Raw genomic sequence first — 17,013 nt, 5'->3', positions numbered from 1 at the left:
CTAGTTCCTGAGGTACATCACGCCGTACTGGTCAGTGCGTGCTAGTTCAAGTCCTAAAGGAGAGCACAAACGTAGGGTTGCCTTCGGGTTAGGTTCCACACTCAACCATGCCTGCTGGAGCATGCGGGCATATTCTAACTTCTGGGTAGGTGTGCCTTTGCCAAAGGTATCGGAGACAAACACAGAAACATCCGTGTCACTGATCTCCCCCTCAGAACAGGTGTAAGCCGAAACTCGCTTTACAACGTTGGCCTGTCCAGCTTGATTCAGCAAATCGTGAAAAGACAGCAGCTTTTGAGAAGTTACAGTCCCAGGCGGGTCCTTTTGCGGTGAGGGTTGAGGTCTCGGGCGGGCTACAGACTGCTCGGTTCCTTCGGCAGCGGCCTTATCTAGGTTAGCAGTGCTCCTAAGCAAGGCCAGCATTAGCCCGCCAACCAAGGCAATACCCAAGACGCACCACAGAGCAAATGTGCAATAAACTACAGCCTGATTCGAGGGCGACCGACGGGTTTTTAAGCCAAGAATGCCTGACAGGTTTGTGAAGCGGCCAGAATTTTTTTTGCTACTGGTCGTAGAAACTTTGGGAACCGCAGTATCAAGCCTGGTTGAGGGAGGAAAAGGAAAAGAAGAAAGAGGTGGAAGAGGAGGAATGGGAGCGGGATCTGCTACTGGCCTCTCAGCTGAAGCAGGTTTGTCGTGCGCCTGACGAAGCTCGTTCGAATGAGGTGTGGTAGGAAGCTCTTGAATGGTACCGGTAGAGGAGGGAACAACTGTAAGCCTGGAGCTGACTTTGACACCATCAGGAGTGAATTGCTCGCCCCAACTTGGCCGCTGCTCGCCCTTGAGCCTACCGTACACTCGAACCATTTGGACTTCGCCGCTTGGCAGTTCCTGAAGGCTACGTTGAACCAGCCGGACCATAGCCTGTTGATCGGGTAATGGGTCGGCTTGGAGCAGGATTTTTAACTGCCCCTGTGCAAGGGAAATCTTGGTAGTAACGTTTTGCTCGCCCAGGAATTGCGCAAGCAGAGAGGTGATCACCTGAACACGGGCATGTTCAGCGGCTGTGGGCCGGATCTGCCGAATCATGGTAATCACTAGGAGCAACTGCCCCTACAGATCTGCTGCTCTAGGCTCTGACCGGATGGGCTGACGTGTTACATATAAGCTTCACACCGGTGTAAAGATATACATAATTTCCGGAGAAGCAGGATTGATTTAGAGAGCGCTTTAAAGAGAGGCACTTTAAATAGGAAAAACTCCAGAGAGTCATCTGGAGCCGTCACAACAAAGGTGTCTTCTGGTAGAGTGCCCGATGCAGAGGTGGACTATCTAGCGTAGCGAAAGTAACTAACGTCTGGATAACCAGTAGTCCTGCTGAATACATATGTCTTTCTCGATAGAATCACCGAGTTAGGGGGAACTCTAGAGAGCAGTTCTTCCTACTTACCCGAAGCCAGTTTCCTAGGTCTATGAGTTTCTATCTCTACGGTTTGCTCAACACGCCCCACTACAATTTGAGCGCGGTTGGTCCCCTCTTCGGCTTAGATAAACAACCCGTGCATTTACAAACCTTGGGAGACTTCTCTGCTCTCTACAGTGAGGCAAAACAGGAGCGCTACCTTGCTAGCCGCCTAAACTTGCTAGCTCACGAGACAGTTCTGGAGAAGGTGATGGCAGAGGGGCATCCCAATCTGCTGCCCCTTCAGTTTGGCGTGGTTGTCACAGATTGGGAGCAAGTGCATCGAAATCTGATCGGGGCCCACGATGAGGAACTACAAAAGCTGTTTCGGCAACTGGACGGGCATCGTGAAGTTAGCGTCAAGTTGTTTTGGGAGCAGGAAACAGAGTTGCAGCGCTTACTAGCTGAGAATCCACTCCTGAAAGATAAGCGTGACGCTTTGGCCGGTAGCGCTTTAAGTATGGATAGTGTGATCGCCATCGGTAAGGAACTGGAAGATACTCTAGAGCAACGCCGTCAGTCAGTAATTAACACCTTCAAGTCTGCTCTCTGTCCCCTAGCCTGCGATCCTATCCAGGGCTATGTTGAGGGCAATTTACTAACTGACAACATGGCTTATAATGCCGCATTTCTAATCCCTTGGGATAAGGAATCAGCTTTTGCTCAACAGGTTGAAGAACTGGATAAGCAGTTTGAAGGACGCCTGCGCATTCGCTACAACAACTTCACTGCCCCGTACAACTTTGCTCGTTTTGAAGTTGAGTAAGTACCTGAATTGGAAGAGTTAAGAGTTGCCTTTAGGGCTAGAGCCAGAGAGATCTTCATTCCTATTGGCTCTTTTTGTTGTTATGAAGAGTTTGGTAGTCCTGGCTCCCCTGGACAAGCGCAGGGAAGTTGTTGCCTCGATACCTAGCTGGCTTCTTGAGTGTCAATAGCTCTGGGTGATCCGGTAGGCCGTTGTCTTATGAAGTTTGCCTATAGATGGGATTAGGTTTTAAGGCGTGTTCAATAGAGCTATTGCTAAATAAACTACGCAGCACATATAGGATTAAAGCAACAAATTCTCTATTTATATCTAAAGCGTGAGCCCTTGATCATGTGATGATTGAGTGGAATCAAACGGTTGAGAGCAGCTGAGGTGTGCCGTATTCGGCGAGAGGAAACTGTGAACAGGTTTATGTTACTTGCCTGCGATCTGAGGAACTACCACCTTTTGCCATGATGAAAAGACAATAGAATTTGGAGAGGTCACTGTTAATTTCCTACTGCCATTCTGTATCCTTTCACTCTCCATTTAGCGAATGCTCCACCTTGATTTTACAAGAGCTTTCCCAAAATAGGTGGTTCACCTTGAACTGAAGGAAGGAAACCAACAGTCATAGCCATCTCATGTAGAGGTTTGAGTAGTGCATGTATGTATGATAAGTTACATGATGTGTGAAAACAACTGATAGCAGGTTGATAGCAGTGAGCCGTCAAAATAGAACTATACACTCAAGCGTGTTTGGTGGGGTTGCTGCAACACGCGCTCTATCCCAAGGGTTTAACAGTAAGGCTTGCGACTACCATCGCTAGCTTAACGGGCTCAACTGGTTTAGATACGTGAACCTGGAATCCTGCTCGTATCGCGAGGGCGCGATCTTCCTCTCGGACATAGGCTGTCAGCGCAACGGCTGGGGTTTGACCACCTTGTTCTGCCTTGAGAGCTCTGATTTGCCTGATCAGGATATAACCATCCTCACCAGGCATGCCAATGTCACTCACTAACACATCTGGTCGCAATTGCTGTAAGACAGTTAAAGCTTCACTGGCTGATGCGGTGGCTGTTACTGTCGCCCCAAATTGCTCGAGGGCAATGGTTAGTAATTCGCGAGCATCCGCTTCGTCGTCAACGATCAGCACTCGTATCCCTTGCAGGGTTAGTAGGCTTTCTCTAACAAGTTGATCTTCATAAGGCTTATTGTGCTCTAGCTGTGCTGCTTCATTACGCACAGCAGCAATAGGAAGCTGTACTGTAAAGGTAGTACCTTGCCCTTCACCTGGGCTTTCTGCCTGAACTGTGCCACCGTGTAGTTCAACTAAGTGACGGACTATTGCAAGCCCTAAGCCTAGGCCGCCATGCGCTCTGGTAATTGAACTATCTGCTTGGCGAAAGCGGTCGAAAACATAGGGCAGAAACTCAGGTCTAATGCCCTGGCCTGTATCACTAACCGAAATTTGAACACGCGAATGAACTCGCTCTAGCCCAACCTGAATTTGTCCGCCTTCGGGTGTGAACTTAACGGCATTAGACAGCAAATTCCAGATAACTTGTTGTAGGCGATCTGGATCGCCTGCAGGTAATTCTAAGTTACGGTCGAGGACCGCTTTGATCTCAATATCTTTTGCTTGAGCTGCGATACGCACAGCATCAATGGCAGCTTCGATAATAGTAGCGAGTTGGACAAGGCGAACTTCTAGACGAAGCTTGCCCGTAATAATCCGAGAAACATCGAGTAGATCGTCGATCAGCTTGGATTGGGCTTTAGTGTTGCGCTCAATGGTTTCTAACGCACGAGTGGTTGTAGCGGCATCTAATCTGCCCCGTCGCAGAAGCTGAGCCCAACCGAGCATGCCATTGAGCGGTGCCCTCAACTCGTGGGAAAGAGTTGCAAGAAATTCGTCTTTGATCCGATTAGCGACCTGAGACTGGCGATGCGCTCTGGCATTGTCCATTGCCATCGCTGCCCGACGAGCTAACTCCTCGGCTAAACTCAAATCTGCCGGACTGTAGCGCCGCTCTGAGGCGGATACAAAGCCAATCGCTCCTAATTTCTGACCTCGCGACAGAAGTGGCACGAGCATATAGGATCTGGGATTGAGCTGATGGAGAAGGTTGAGATGATCGTCATTCAATGCCTGAGCCTTGAGTTGAGCTTCGGATAACTCAGGAACGAGCACAGCTTGTCCGGTTTGCAGTGCTGTCCAGACCTCACTATTCGGGTTTTGACTGAGGGGGTAGCGCTGGCACAGCTCATGCAAGAGTTTTTCCTGGTCCGGATCGGCGTGGGCACTGGCGACTTGAGTCAGAGATTCATCGTCTTGAATCAAGTCCACGATGCACCAGTCTGCTAGGTGCGCAACTGATAAGCGGGCTACGCTGGCTAGCGTGCTTTCGTAATCGAGTGAGGCTGTAAACAGCCTGCTGGCTTCAGACAAGAATGCAGCGCGACACTCAGCCGCTTCAGCTTCAGCCCGAGCTAGTTGCTCACGAGACAGTAACTGGTCTCGCTCTGCTGCGACGCGCTTACGCTCAGTAACATCAATCGCAGAACCGACATAACCTGCGAAGCCACCATCTGAGGCAAAGCGAGGCGTACCCCGATCTAAAACCCAGCGGTATTCGCCGTCGCTGCGTCGGAGCCGATATTCCATTTCAAACTCTTGACGGGCATTGAAGGCTTTGAGGTAGACCTCCAAGCAGTAATCTTTGTCCTCTGGGTGTATCCCTTCTGCCCAACCGTGACCGCGCTCTTGTTCTAAGGTTCGCCCGGTGAAGTTTAACCACGGTTGATTGAAGAAATAGCAGAGGCCCTCAGTGTCAGCAATCCAGAGCAGCACAGGCGCGCTATCCGCCATCGTGCGAAACAACTCTTCAGATAGCTGTAACCGGACGATGGCATCTTGGTACTGCTGTTGCAACCTAGCTTTTTCCAAGCTTTCTTGAACCGCTACGGGTAGGCGAGGAAGGTTGCTTTTGAGAACATAGTTGCTCAGACCTGTTTTCATGGCCTTGACGGCTATCTCCTCGCTGCCGCTGTTGGTAAACATAACCACTGGACAGGTGGGATAGCGAGCCTTAACTCGATCCAGGACCTCTTGTCCAGTCCCCCAACGCAATTGGTAATCGGTGACCACTAAGTCAAATTGCGCCTCAGCGAGCGCTTGCTCTAAAGCTGCTTCTGCTGCGATCGCCGTGACTTCAAGGTCAGGGAATTCACGACGCAGTTCCCGAGTCGCTAGAGCACGATCGTCTGAACTGTCATCAATTAAAAGAAGACGTAGCGGCTGGCTGAGCATTCGGCCTGGATCGTAAGGAGTTAATGCTAATTAAATCGAGTTAAATCGAGAACGGACACGGATATTAGATCAGCTCAGTCTGCCACTCTAAGTTCTACCCAGAAGCGACTGCCCTGATCGGGCTGTGACTCCACAGCAACTCGCCCCCCCATCCGTTCTACACCCTTGCGCACGATTGCTAAACCGATACCTGTGCCAGGGTAAGTTTCACTGCCGTGCAGACGCTCGAAGACGCGGAAAATACGCCCAAGATTGCTGGCATCAATGCCGATGCCGTTGTCTTCGATCCAGAGGCGAATCCATTGTCCCCGTGCCTCAGCCCAGAGCCGCACTCGAGGTTGCACGCCTCTAGGCACAAACTTGAGGGCGTTGGTAAGGAGATTGGTGAGAACCTGGGCTAGGACAACATAGTTGCCGATCACAGGGGGCAGTGGCGGCTCGACGCGCACTTGGGCCTGTCGCTCTTGAATTTGGCTCTCAAGCTGAGTGAGTACGTCGGTGACAACAGCCGAGAGACTAACGGGCTGAAAAGTCAGATCTGCACCACTTAGGCGGTTGTAGATTAGCAGGTCTTGAATCAGGACGCTCATGCGTTCCGCTGCCGCTCGAACGCGACGGGCGTAGTCCTGCCCTGTGGGGTCCAGTTGCTCAGCGTAGTCTTCGAGTAAAGCTTGGGCGAAGCCTTGCATTGCTCGCAAGGGCTCTTGCAGGTCGTGGGAAACCGAGAAAGCGAAGTTTTCGAGTTCCTGGTTCGCTTCTTCTAGTTGAGCAGTGCGTTCGGAAACCCGTTGTTCAAGTGTTTCGTTGAGTTGCTGAACTGCGGCTTCGGCAGCCTTGCGCTCGTTAATGTCTTCTACCAAGCCATCAACGACAGCCTCACCGTTCATGGTGCTCAATGCCTTATTCAATAACACCCAGGTCGTGAGGCCATCGGAGCGGCGCAACTGTACGGTGCGCTCCCAATACTCCAGCTCAGGATCCGTTTCTGCCTGCAAAAACAGTTCTGGTAATTCTAGGCTTTGAGCTTCTAGGAGTGAACGCACCCCCAGCAATCTGAGAAAAGCGGGATTGCTCTCCAGAAGCTGTCCAGCCAGAGTGGAGCGAAACACGCCAACATTCAGCCGATTGAGTAAGGTTTGCAGGCGGTTTTCCAAGCGGGAGGCTCTTTGACCAACCTCTGCTCGTTCTAGTGCAGCGCGGACTGAGCGCGCCAGACGGATGAATTGCCGGGGCGACTTGATCACATAGTCGTCTAAGCCAGCTTCCATTGCTGCTACGGCAATTTCTTCGCTGCCAGTGTTGGTGAACATGATAACTGGGCAGTCGAAGTACCGAGCTTTGACGTTACGGAGTATGGTTAGGCCGTCGCTCCAATTGAGTCGATAATCTGTGATCACCAGATCAAAATCGTCTGCTTCAAGAGCTTGGTCAAAACTGCTGGCTTCAGTGATCTGCTGAACTTGCAAGCCGGGAAGTTCACGGCCTAGCTCACGGATGGCTAGGGCTCGATCATCCGGGTTATCGTCAATGAGAAGAATACGTACTAGTTGACTCACACCACTATCCTCTGCAAGCCGAAAAGCTACGGCCCAATTAGTTGCTAATCGGGGCGCAGCTGTCCGGGTTGTCCTATTTAGCCTACGTAGACTAAGTAAAAATTACATCCCTAAATTATACGCATGGCCTGTATAAAAAATTGCATACACGGAGACTGTGTTGCTCAAACAGCTCTAGTAGCCAACAGTGGTAGGCTTCAGGGCTCACAACACAACCAACATCAAACTAATCGTATAAAACTAGCCCAAGTATCCAGAGTCAAGGGAGGAATATCGGTGTAAATTCAAGGCATAGACTACTAACGGCAAGCATCTAAAAGTGAATTGAGAACTCGGACTGCTTTCCAGGGATTTCTTGCCATCAATATTCCGGCTATTGCTGCTTCATAAGGATTTCTCCCGGTTTTTCTAACCGCAGAGATTGCCGCTGTGTTTGTTAATCCCCGGCCACCGACCAACCATGCGGCAAGAATATATCCTGTTCGTCCAATTCCACCGGAGCAATGCACAACGACTTGCTCATTTTGTTGATCAGCCTCCAATAGAAAGGGAAGAATTCTCTGAGTGAGTGTTGCTTGATCGACTAGATGAAAATCTTCAATGGGTGCCCAAAGAACCTTGTCAGCCCCGAATTCCTGTTGATATCTGCTTAACAAATTGGGGTAGGGTGCTAGCTGACTTTGAGGAAGTAGACAGCAAACTCGCTGCATTCCTTGCTCGTGCATAAACTTGATCCAGCGCGATACTTCTTTCTCAGCGTGTCTAGGCCTGGCCGCGCCGAATACTACCGTTTCAGTTTCGGAAGCTGCTGCAAATTTATACATAGGCTTTTAATCCATCACTGTAATTAACAATAACGAATTAACTCACCCACCTTTCCGAACTATGCAGGCCGCAAAGATGGGTGAGTTTTGTGTGTTTATTGCGGTGCAGGCTATAACATTCAGGCCCAAACTGAGACTGATACCAGTAGAGCTCTAACTAATCTCTCTTAAAAGAAAGATGGCCTACTGTACTGGTCTCAGGCGTGTCACCTTCAGTGTAAAAGGACCGCCCCCAGCGCCACCAAAAGCTTGTACTCGAATCGTATAAGTTCCGGCTTTGTCTAAACGAGCAAATAACAGAGAGTTGGTGCCGCCACCGGGACCATCATCGTTCTCTGCTAAAAATGTGCCATCAGGATTGAGAACAGTCACCAGCGTATCGAAGTCGTCAGAACTCAGGTCGATTTCGACGCGATCTTCGGCCCTGCTGCTGAAGGTGTAGTCCCGAGCAAAACCGCCCTGCCCATTAGGAATATCACCCTGAGTCAGCGTTTCACTGACCTGGTTATTAGACGGCATAGGAATTGGTGTGTAGACACGGCGTGCATTGGGATTTGCAGGCGGTGTTTGCGGAGCGGGTTGTTGACCCGGTTGACCCGGTTGACCCGGCTGACCCGGTTGCTGCCCCGGAGCAGGTTGTCCTGGCGGTCGGGGACGGGGCTGCTGCTGAGCCTCGGCAGGAGATAGGGCGATCAGTGCAGGAAGAGTGAGGGCCACTGCCAGCCCAAGGGCTCTTTGAGCAGAGCCAAACCAGGAATTGAGTACAGACATAGAAATTTGACAGACCCTCACACTAGATGCGAGTTGACGGGTCAATTATGGCCCACAAAGCCAGAATTTTTTGGCGAATGCAGATTTAGTACGAAATTCGCCTCAGCGCTGACACTTCTGAGTGTCGCTGCCTTGTTTCATACTGGTTCTATACCAAGCTGTACAAGAATCAATTTTGACTGGTTTAAACCATAAGGATTCGCTATTATGACCCAGCCTCTGACTCTCAATCTCGTAGAAGGCTCCCTGTCAATTGCCTTTCCCGTTGAAGCAGCTCAGGCTCTCAAGGCTGAAATTGCACTCCTGTTAGAGCGCTTGAAAGTCACAACCACGGGAGGGGCACGCAAAGCCCCTCAGCCCTCTATGGAGTATCGCTATATGGGTGATGTGTTCTTAGAGGTGTTCTGCAATCCCAATATTTGGCCGACACCCTTTGCCGCCAAGGTGCTGATTACAGCACGGGATGAACGCATTCGGATCACAACTGAAGCGGAGTTGACCCGCTTAGTAGAAGATCTCAATCAATACCTAGAGACGGTGGCTTAGTGGCGGCTTAGGGTCAGTAGCCTAGACCCAGTTGCTTAGGTCTTAGCTTAAACGTTCAACCAGATCGAGCCGCTTTCTGCCAGGATGGGGATCCAAAGCTAGTAGGGAACAACTACAGGGCAGCAACAGGATGGATCCCCTAACCGATTGTGTCGTCATCGGCAAAATTATTGCGGCTCAAGGACTGCGGGGCGAAGTGCGCGTCCTGTCGATGTCTGATTTTCCAGAGCGCTTTGAAAACCCGGGAAAGCGTTGGTTGCAACGGTCTGAAAGCGCTCCGCTCGAACTGCTAACACTGCGCTCAGGACGCTATTTGCCAGGTAAAGGCATCTACGTCGTACGGTTTGCTGAAATCACTGACCGCGATGCAGCTGAGTCTCTGCGCGGCGCGACCTTGCTTATATCTGCGGCTGAGCGCCCTACTCTAGAGGATAATGAGTATTTAATCCAGGACTTGTTGGGCTTGAGTGTAATTCACCAGCCAACCGGCCAGCTTTTGGGGACCGTGGTCACTATCATTCCGGCGGGAAACGATTTGCTGGAGATCGAGGGAGTCGAGCCAACCACTGGCAAGCTACGCCGAACCTTGATTCCCTTCGTTGAGCCGATTGCCCCTGTGGTTGATCTAGCAGCTGGACGCATTGAGGTGGTGCCACCTGCTGGACTGATTGACGAGTGGATAGTTAGCGAATGACTTCTACCTGGAACCGCCATCACGTTCTATCGTTGGAAACATTTACGCCCGAGGAGTACGACATTGTCCTCCAGACGGCGGCAAGCTTTCGGGAAGTGCTATCCCGTCGCACTAAGAAGGTGCCTGCCCTCCAGGGGCAAGTGGTGGCAAATCTGTTTTTCGAGTCCTCTACACGCACCCGCAACAGTTTTGAATTAGCAGCCAAGCGTCTATCCGCAGACACACTCAACTTTGCGCCTGGAACCTCTTCGCTCACCAAAGGTGAGACGATTTTGGACACTGCCAAGACATTTTTGGCGATGGGCACTGACCTCATGGTGATCCGGCATCGCGAAGCCGGTGTGCCTCAGATTATTGCCGAGGCGATGGACCGGCTGAGTACTGAAGCGGGCCGGAGTGTGGGAGTGCTCAATGCGGGGGATGGTCGGCACGAGCACCCCAGCCAGGCTTTGCTGGACTTGTTTACGCTGTGCAGTTTGCTAGATCATGACGTTCCCCACATCGGCTTGCTCAAGGGCAAAAAGATCGCCATCGTTGGGGATATTTTGCATTCTCGGGTTGCCCGTTCCAATCTCTGGAGCCTCACAGCTAGCGGAGCCCAGGTCCACCTGGCTGCACCGCCCACGCTCCTGCCCTCACAATTTGGCCACTGGCCGGGTGTTCAATTGCACTGGACTCTGGCTCCTGCACTGGAGGGAGCGGACTTTGTGATGACTCTGCGGCTACAGCAGGAACGTATGAGTGCCCATCTCATCCCCAGTTTGCGGGAGTACCATCGCCTCTATGGCTTGACTCGAGAGCGCCTGAAGCACTGTGCGCCGGATGTGAAAGCTCTCCATCCCGGTCCCGTCAATCGCGGTGTTGAAATTAGTTCGGATTTGATGGATGATCCACGCCTCAGTTTGATCGATGCGCAAGTGACCAGTGGCGTAGCAGTGCGGATGGCCTTGCTCTATCTGATGGGAAGCGGACGCCCGAGCTGATGCTGTGGGTTCAGGCGTGGGTTAATTAGTAGCTGTGGGCAATAGTAGCTGTGGGCAATCGCTAACCCTAGGGTTCGGTTTTACGACTCTATTATCTTTCTGGTACAGATAACCTCAAGGAGGAGGAAAGCAAGTCACGTAGAAGCTTCAGAAAAGACCCTCTGCGTTACTGAATCATGGACCATTGGTTGCTACCAACGCTGCGCGAAATCTTACGAGGGGGAGTAACTGAGCCGGAGACTCTGCCAGAGTTAGCAACAGGCGAACCTGCCTGGCTGCTGGCGACTACAGCGCTGGCTGACCTTGTACGTGAGCAGATTCCTGCCAATGGTTTGGTGTTGAGCAGTGCTGGTCTGGACTGGTCTAGCTTTCCAGGTCTAGAAACCTGGCAGTTTGCGCCAGACCTCTCTAGTTTTTTGGCTTTGATGCCAGCCGATGGTCAAAGGCCGGAGCCAGAACCCCCAACCCCAAACCTGGATACAAACGCACCCAACCAAACTGTGCCCTTGCTACCGGCGGACCCACTATCGACAGAGCGGTTCTGCCTGGTCCTGAGCCACAATCTCTGGGCAGTGATGGTGTTGGGGCAGAGCGAAGGCGAACAGGCTGAATTTCTGTTCTCATTTGAGCCTGATGCTGTGTTGCGAGCCTGGGAGTATTTGAGCCCTCGTGTGATGCTGACCCAGCCGCACCGTATGGCCGATCTAGCACAACGGGTTGGTGACTTGCTGGCAGGCCAGAGTTTAGAAGTCAATCCGCGTTTACTCTTGCGGTTCAGTGCGCTGCTTCTGCGGCGAGCCTCTACTTTGGCAACTAACTCGACCCCTCGTCTCAATTTGCCCAACCAAGCTCTCTCTGCTGCGCTGCAGCAAGCACCAGCGCCAGTCGCTGACAGCTCGGAGGAGGCACTGCCGGAGGCGGAGTTGCTGCAAGCTCTGGCGCACGAAATCCGAACTCCTCTAGCGACGATTCAAACGCTGACTCGGTCGTTGCTGCGACGCAAAGATTTGGCTCCAGAGGTTGTGAAGCGCTTAGAGAGCATTGAGCGAGAGTGTACTGATCAAATCAATCGCTTCAGCCTGATCTTCCGAGCCGTGGAGTTACAGGATGCGCCTGCCCCGAAACAGACCCTCCATCTGAGCCGAGTGTCGCTGGCGGAGGTGCTCCAGCAGAGCATTCCGCACTGGCAGCAACAGGCTAGCCGTCGCAACCTGACCCTCTCGGTCAGCATGCCCCAAGAACTGCCTACCGTAGTTAGTGACCCGCAGATGCTAGGCCAGATGCTGACAGGCTTGGTAGACCGCTTTACGCGCAGCTTGCCGGGAGGCAGCCACATCCGCGTGCAAGTGATGCTGGCGGGTAAACAGCTCAAGCTGCAATTGCAATCGCGCGCCGAACCCCAAAAAGACTGTCCCGATGTCAGTCCCCTCCGAGCCTTAGGTCATTTGTTGATGCTGCAACCAGATACGGGTTCAGTTAGCCTGAGCTTGGGTGTCACCAAATCGCTATTTCAGGCTCTAGGCGGCAAACTCAAGGTGCGAGAACGCCAAGGGACCAAGGGTGAAGACCAGGGCGAAACGCTAACGATTTTCTTGCCGCTTGGCAGCGATTGAGCTAGGGTGCTCGAGCTGGGCCCAGACATCGTAAGTTCCTGGCTAAGTTCAGACTAGACAGAACCCTCTGTTTATAAGCTGTTCAGGGACGCTCCAACCAGTAAGCCTCATTAGAGAGGTTGCTTCCTGCCCAGAGGGTCACTATCTTGGGTGTTTAAAAGCAAGAGCACCTACCTCATGATCGGCGAGCTACTCGATGGGCGGTACCAGATTGCCCGAGCCTTAGGCGCAGGCGGCTTTGGTCAGACCTATGTCGCTTTAGACACGCGCCGACCAGGTAACCCAACCTGTGTGGTCAAGCATCTTCAGCCTGCTAGTCGCGACCCTCAGTCTTTGCAGACGGCGCGGCGTCTGTTTAAAAGTGAGGCTGAAACGCTAGAGCGGCTGGGGCAGCACGACCAAATTCCCCGCTTGCTTGCTTATTTTGAGGAGAACCAAGAGTTCTACCTGGTCCAGGACTTCATTGAGGGACAGACGCTCAGTGCCGAATTACAGCTAGGTCAGCGCTGGAGTGAGGCTCAAGTGGTGGCGATGCTCGAAGATGTGTTGGGGATCCTGCACTTCGTGCATAGCCAGGGTGTGATCCACCGAGACATTAAGCCAGACAACATCATCCGGCGACAACCCGACCGTAGATTAGTCCTGGTTGACTTTGGCTCGGTCAAGCAGGTGCGAACCCAACAGGTTACGGTTGAGGGACATCTGAACGCAACTGTTGCTATTGGTACGCCTGGCTACATGCCCAACGAACAAGGGCTGGGCAAGCCTCGCTTCAACAGCGACCTGTATGGGCTGGGCATGATTGCAATTCAGGCTCTGACTGGCTTTCCGCCGACTCAGCTGCCTGATGATACCGAGACGGGCGAGCTAATCTGGCAGCCCCATGCGCAAGCGAGCCCAGCGCTTGCCGCAGTGCTAAGTCAGATGGTTCATTATCATTTCAAGGACCGTTACCAAAGCGCGACGGAAGTGCTTCAAGCGCTCAAGCGACTGTCGCAAACCCATGTGGTGCTCCCTCCAGTTGCGTCTCCTCCCTTGGGGCAGGCTGCGCCATATCCAACGTCAGCGCCCCAAACCCAAACACCGCCAACCCAAATGCCCTCAGGGTTGCCCCTATCGCGGCAGGCAACCGTCCCCTTTGCACCTGCAAATCCTGGACCGCCTCCTGGATCGCCCGCGGGGGGAACACAGGTCGTTTCGCCGCCAAGTCCGCCAAAGTCGCCGAATTCGGCCTCTTCCACTAAACGCTTGCCCTTGCTGATAGGAGCAACCTTGGGGGCAGCCGTAGTTGGGTTCATGGTTGCTTACAAGCCTGATGCGCGTGACCCAGCCTCAAACCCAGCTCAACCGAACCCAGATAACACTGCTAGCCCAGCCCCAGACTCAGGTTTCTTTTCAAACCCCATGATCAGAAGCCGACCCGAGTCCGGTCAGGATTCTAGACAAGATGCCGGGCAAGATTCTAGACAAGATTCAGAACAACCTAGGCAGCAGGAGCGAGAACCCCGCCAACCCAGAGAGACTGAGACTGAGCAACCAGAACAAGGACAACAGCCTCAAACTGAGGACCAAAGCATACCGGAGACAACCCCGGAAACAAATACTCCGGAGCCTGTGCAACCCGACCAGCCAGCGACACCAGCAGCGCCTCAATCCCAACCCCAGCCCTCTGCTCAAGAGATTGCACCCGAGCCGGAACCGCAGCCGTCGTCAGAACCAGAACCAGCCCCAATCCCGAGTCCTGCTGAGTCCCCACCCCAGCCTCAATCAAATCGGGCCCGACCACGGACTACCGCCGAGGCTGATCGCCAGTCTCGCAGCGAAAGTCAGCAGGCTTACTGTTATGCCAATAGCAATGGTCAGCTGGTGTACGAAGGACCCTGGTCCGGCGCAGGCGGTGACTTTGGTCTAGGACCTAGCGGTGTGATTTGCCAAGATTCGCGGAGATAGAGGTTCAGAGATTGAAAATCCAAAGGTTCACTCATGGTCAACTTTCATTTTTGCTGCTGGAACTGCTCGAAGCCTGCGATCTCAATCGACAAATCGCTATAGTTGCTTCTTAAATCGGATCACCTCAGATAACTCGGCTCCGTCCGCTAGGGTCACTCTTAGCCCAGCTCGTAGAGCGAAGTGGAAATAGGGATCGCGGCTAGGATGGGGGGAAGGCCAACTCCGATGGTTCACGCTCCCTCATGGACTGTTTGCGCCTCAGTGCCGAAATTGATCAGCTTCTCGACCAACGCATTGGCAATCCTCTGATTCGGTGGTTGGTTCGCCCGCACCTTCGGCCGTATCAAGCACTCCTGCGCCGGATTCAACAAGAATTAATTGCAGAAGCTGAATACGAGCAAGAATCGTCTGAGGATGATTATGAGTACGAAGAAGATTACGAACACGAAGAAGACGAGGTTGAAGACATCTGGGACAGGCCTAAGACTGTAGAGTTTCATCCTGTGGCTAATACTGGGGCAAACGTAGAGTCACTCGAACCACTGGGACCAGAATATGATGCTGAGCCTAAGCTAAGCGAAGCGCCAGTGGGTGAACAGCCTTTCAGTGAGGAGCCAGTACCAGCCTTCAGCCTTGACTTAGAACTGGAGACTGAGGAAGCTACCGGAGAGCCAGAAGAACTTTTAAAGATTGATTCTGAGCCTCAAATAGAGACAACTGTGCTGCTTCAAGAAACCTCATCTTCAATGGATGGGGCAGACAATGAATTGCTGGTTCAAACTTCCGTCACCCTAATTGAGCTAGAGCAAATTGAGCTAGAGCAAATTGACCCAGAACCAGTCGAGCTAGAGCAAGTTGAGCCAGAACTAGACCAGCACGTTCAGCTCGATGAGTTACCTCAGTCTGAGGCAGTGGATGAGGCAAATGAGCTAGATGTGTCTGTTCAAATAGCTCAGGCTGATTACGACAGGCTAGAAGCAGAGCTCCTCCAGCTTCAGCAGGATTATCAACAACTTTCGCAGCAGTATCGGCAGGAGAGCCATGCACTGCTCGATCACTTGCTGACGGGGTTGCAACAGGCTAACTCCGAGATCGAGCAAAATCGCTTGAGTGATCTGCAAACCACAGTAATTTTTCTAGAGCGTCGTCAAGTTGAGCTGGTGCGCGAACTTGAGAATGCCCAGCAGCAGCGTGACCAGACAATTGAGAGTCTTAAAGATCTAGAGCGCCGTAAGCTCAATTTAGAAGCCGAAGTTCTGCCTAAGCAGGAACAAATAAGTCGCTTTGAGAACCGACTAGAAGATGCTGAGCGGCGCTACCGCCAACTCTTATTCTCAGTGCGGGACTTGCAAGAAACGCAGGGGCAAATGCTGCGTGAACAGGCCCCCTTACAGACCTTGCAACAAAAACAAGCAGCGCTTCGAGCCGAGCTTCTTGAACTGCACCGCCAGCTTGAACAACGTCGCTCTTGAGCCGTTTTTGGGATATTGAACCTACCTTTGAACCTTTTCTTCCCTCAAAAAGTCTGATTCTATAGGGTCATTCAAACAGGGAAAAAGGTTCGGGATGTCCGATGACAGCGCAGAGGTTAGCTGGACCAGCCACAGTGATCAACAGCTGTCCCTCAGCTCGTGAGCCGGATCATGATCTGGTGCAACAGTGTTTGCAGGGTGATTCCCAGAGCTTCCGTCAGCTCTACCAGCGTCATCAGCAGAAGGTTAGATCCATTCTTTACCCTCTTTGCGGTGCTGAACATCTAGATGATTTGGTGCAGGAAGTCTTCCTGAGAGCCTGGAAAGGACTGCCAAAATTTCAGCGAACGGCGCAGTTTTCGACTTGGCTCTATCGAATTACCTGGAATGTTGCCTGCGATCAACGGCGGGGCTTTGCTAGGCTGCGCTCCCATCTAGAAAACCTATCAACTCTAGTCTCTGAACATTATCAAGATCTCGATCTAATGCACTTGCATTATCAAGATCTGGTAGAGAGGAGCATCGCGCAATTGCGCTTAGAACACCGGGTAGTTTTAGTGATGCATGATCTAGAGGAGTTGCCTCAAAAAGAGATTGCTGAAGCGCTAAATATCCCAGTGGGAACTGTTAAATCGCGTCTCTTTTATGCGCGTGCTCAAGTGCGCAAGTTTTTGCAGCAAGAAGGGGTGCAGCTATGAGCCAGCCAACACCAGGTGATTCTCGGTTGACTGATTTTCTGCGTCAATATCGTTCTTCGGTGCCGACACCTGCAAATGATTTGGAAGACCAAATTATGGCAGCGGCGCAAACTCAACTTCAAGCCAAGCAACAGATCAAACAACACTCTAAGCAACAGTTCTGGGGCAGGCGACGTCGAGTCCTTTTGTGGGTGCCGTCAGCTCTAGTTGCTGGTGTTGCGTTGAGTTGGGTTAGCTATCATGTCCTGCCACCCTCAGTCGCTAGTAGGGGTGAGTTGTCTGGCCTAGAAACCTTCCTGGAGAACAACTGGAACGGTGTTCTTAATGACGACGATCCCAACGTTTTTGCTTCAGAACTTCCCGTGCCTTGAATTTCATTCGTAAA

14 protein-coding genes are annotated in these 17,013 nt (G+C 52.1%); 9 read left to right on the top strand and 5 right to left on the bottom strand.

Annotated features, from left to right (window positions below; genetic code table 11):
* Positions 1–1,089 (bottom strand): hypothetical protein, encoded by a 1,089-nt coding sequence (locus H6F94_RS24850; protein ID WP_190804970.1) that lies wholly within the window; start codon positions 1,087–1,089, stop codon positions 1–3.
* A gap of 383 nt (positions 1,090–1,472) precedes the next feature.
* Between H6F94_RS24850 and H6F94_RS24845 the strand changes: the two genes are divergently transcribed.
* A complete protein-coding gene (locus H6F94_RS24845) occupies positions 1,473–2,228 on the top strand; it encodes a GvpL/GvpF family gas vesicle protein (protein WP_190804969.1) in 756 nt (251 codons plus the stop codon).
* 764 nt (positions 2,229–2,992) lie between these two features.
* Here H6F94_RS24845 and H6F94_RS24840 read toward each other — a convergent pair.
* The 4 genes from H6F94_RS24840 to H6F94_RS32605 form a co-directional block, all read right to left on the bottom strand.
* Positions 2,993–5,521, bottom strand: a complete 2,529-nt coding sequence (locus tag H6F94_RS24840; protein ID WP_190804968.1) for a response regulator — start codon at positions 5,519–5,521, stop codon at positions 2,993–2,995.
* 74 nt (positions 5,522–5,595) lie between these two features.
* Positions 5,596–7,077, bottom strand: a complete 1,482-nt coding sequence (locus H6F94_RS33115) for a sensor histidine kinase (RefSeq protein ID WP_190804967.1) — start codon at positions 7,075–7,077, stop codon at positions 5,596–5,598.
* 299 nt (positions 7,078–7,376) lie between these two features.
* Positions 7,377–7,901, bottom strand: coding sequence for a protein-tyrosine phosphatase family protein (locus H6F94_RS24830; protein ID WP_190804966.1), 525 nt, complete (start codon positions 7,899–7,901; stop codon positions 7,377–7,379).
* A 183-nt stretch (positions 7,902–8,084) separates the two neighbouring features.
* On the bottom strand, positions 8,085–8,672 hold the full coding sequence (locus H6F94_RS32605; RefSeq protein WP_242041411.1) for a PPC domain-containing protein: 588 nt from the start codon (positions 8,670–8,672) through the stop codon (positions 8,085–8,087).
* Between the two features lie 207 nt (positions 8,673–8,879).
* Here H6F94_RS32605 and H6F94_RS24820 point away from each other — a divergent pair, with 207 nt between their 5' ends.
* The 8 genes from H6F94_RS24820 to H6F94_RS24785 all read left to right on the top strand — a co-directional run bounded on the left by H6F94_RS24820 (position 8,880) and on the right by H6F94_RS24785 (position 16,999).
* On the top strand, positions 8,880–9,218 hold the full coding sequence (locus H6F94_RS24820) for a hypothetical protein (RefSeq protein ID WP_199320652.1): 339 nt from the start codon (positions 8,880–8,882) through the stop codon (positions 9,216–9,218).
* A 130-nt stretch (positions 9,219–9,348) separates the two neighbouring features.
* A complete protein-coding gene (gene rimM / locus H6F94_RS24815) occupies positions 9,349–9,912 on the top strand; it encodes a ribosome maturation factor RimM (protein ID WP_190804965.1) in 564 nt (187 codons plus the stop codon).
* Entirely contained in the window at positions 9,909–10,895 is a 987-nt protein-coding gene (locus tag H6F94_RS24810; protein WP_190804964.1) for an aspartate carbamoyltransferase catalytic subunit, read from the top strand. The genes rimM and H6F94_RS24810 overlap by 4 nt, the downstream gene beginning before the upstream one ends.
* A 176-nt stretch (positions 10,896–11,071) precedes the next feature.
* Entirely contained in the window at positions 11,072–12,508 is a 1,437-nt protein-coding gene (locus H6F94_RS24805; RefSeq protein ID WP_190804963.1) for a histidine kinase dimerization/phospho-acceptor domain-containing protein, read from the top strand.
* A 177-nt stretch (positions 12,509–12,685) separates the two neighbouring features.
* Positions 12,686–14,458 carry a serine/threonine-protein kinase gene (locus H6F94_RS24800; RefSeq protein WP_190804962.1) on the top strand — a complete coding sequence of 591 codons (1,773 nt, stop codon included), beginning with the start codon at positions 12,686–12,688 and terminating at the stop codon, positions 14,456–14,458.
* 242 nt (positions 14,459–14,700) lie between these two features.
* A complete protein-coding gene (locus H6F94_RS24795; RefSeq protein WP_190804961.1) occupies positions 14,701–15,930 on the top strand; it encodes a hypothetical protein in 1,230 nt (409 codons plus the stop codon).
* A gap of 101 nt (positions 15,931–16,031) precedes the next feature.
* Positions 16,032–16,628, top strand: a complete 597-nt coding sequence (locus H6F94_RS24790; protein ID WP_190804960.1) for a sigma-70 family RNA polymerase sigma factor — start codon at positions 16,032–16,034, stop codon at positions 16,626–16,628.
* On the top strand, positions 16,625–16,999 hold the full coding sequence (locus H6F94_RS24785; protein WP_190804959.1) for a hypothetical protein: 375 nt from the start codon (positions 16,625–16,627) through the stop codon (positions 16,997–16,999). The genes H6F94_RS24790 and H6F94_RS24785 overlap by 4 nt, the downstream gene beginning before the upstream one ends.
* Positions 17,000–17,013 lie beyond the last annotated feature (14 nt).

The sequence above is a fragment of the Leptolyngbya sp. FACHB-261 genome (assembly GCF_014696065.1).
Lineage (GTDB): Bacteria > Cyanobacteriota > Cyanobacteriia > FACHB-261 > FACHB-261 > FACHB-261.
Note: the sequence above shows the minus strand (reverse complement) of the source record. Positions and strands in the feature narration are given on the sequence as shown.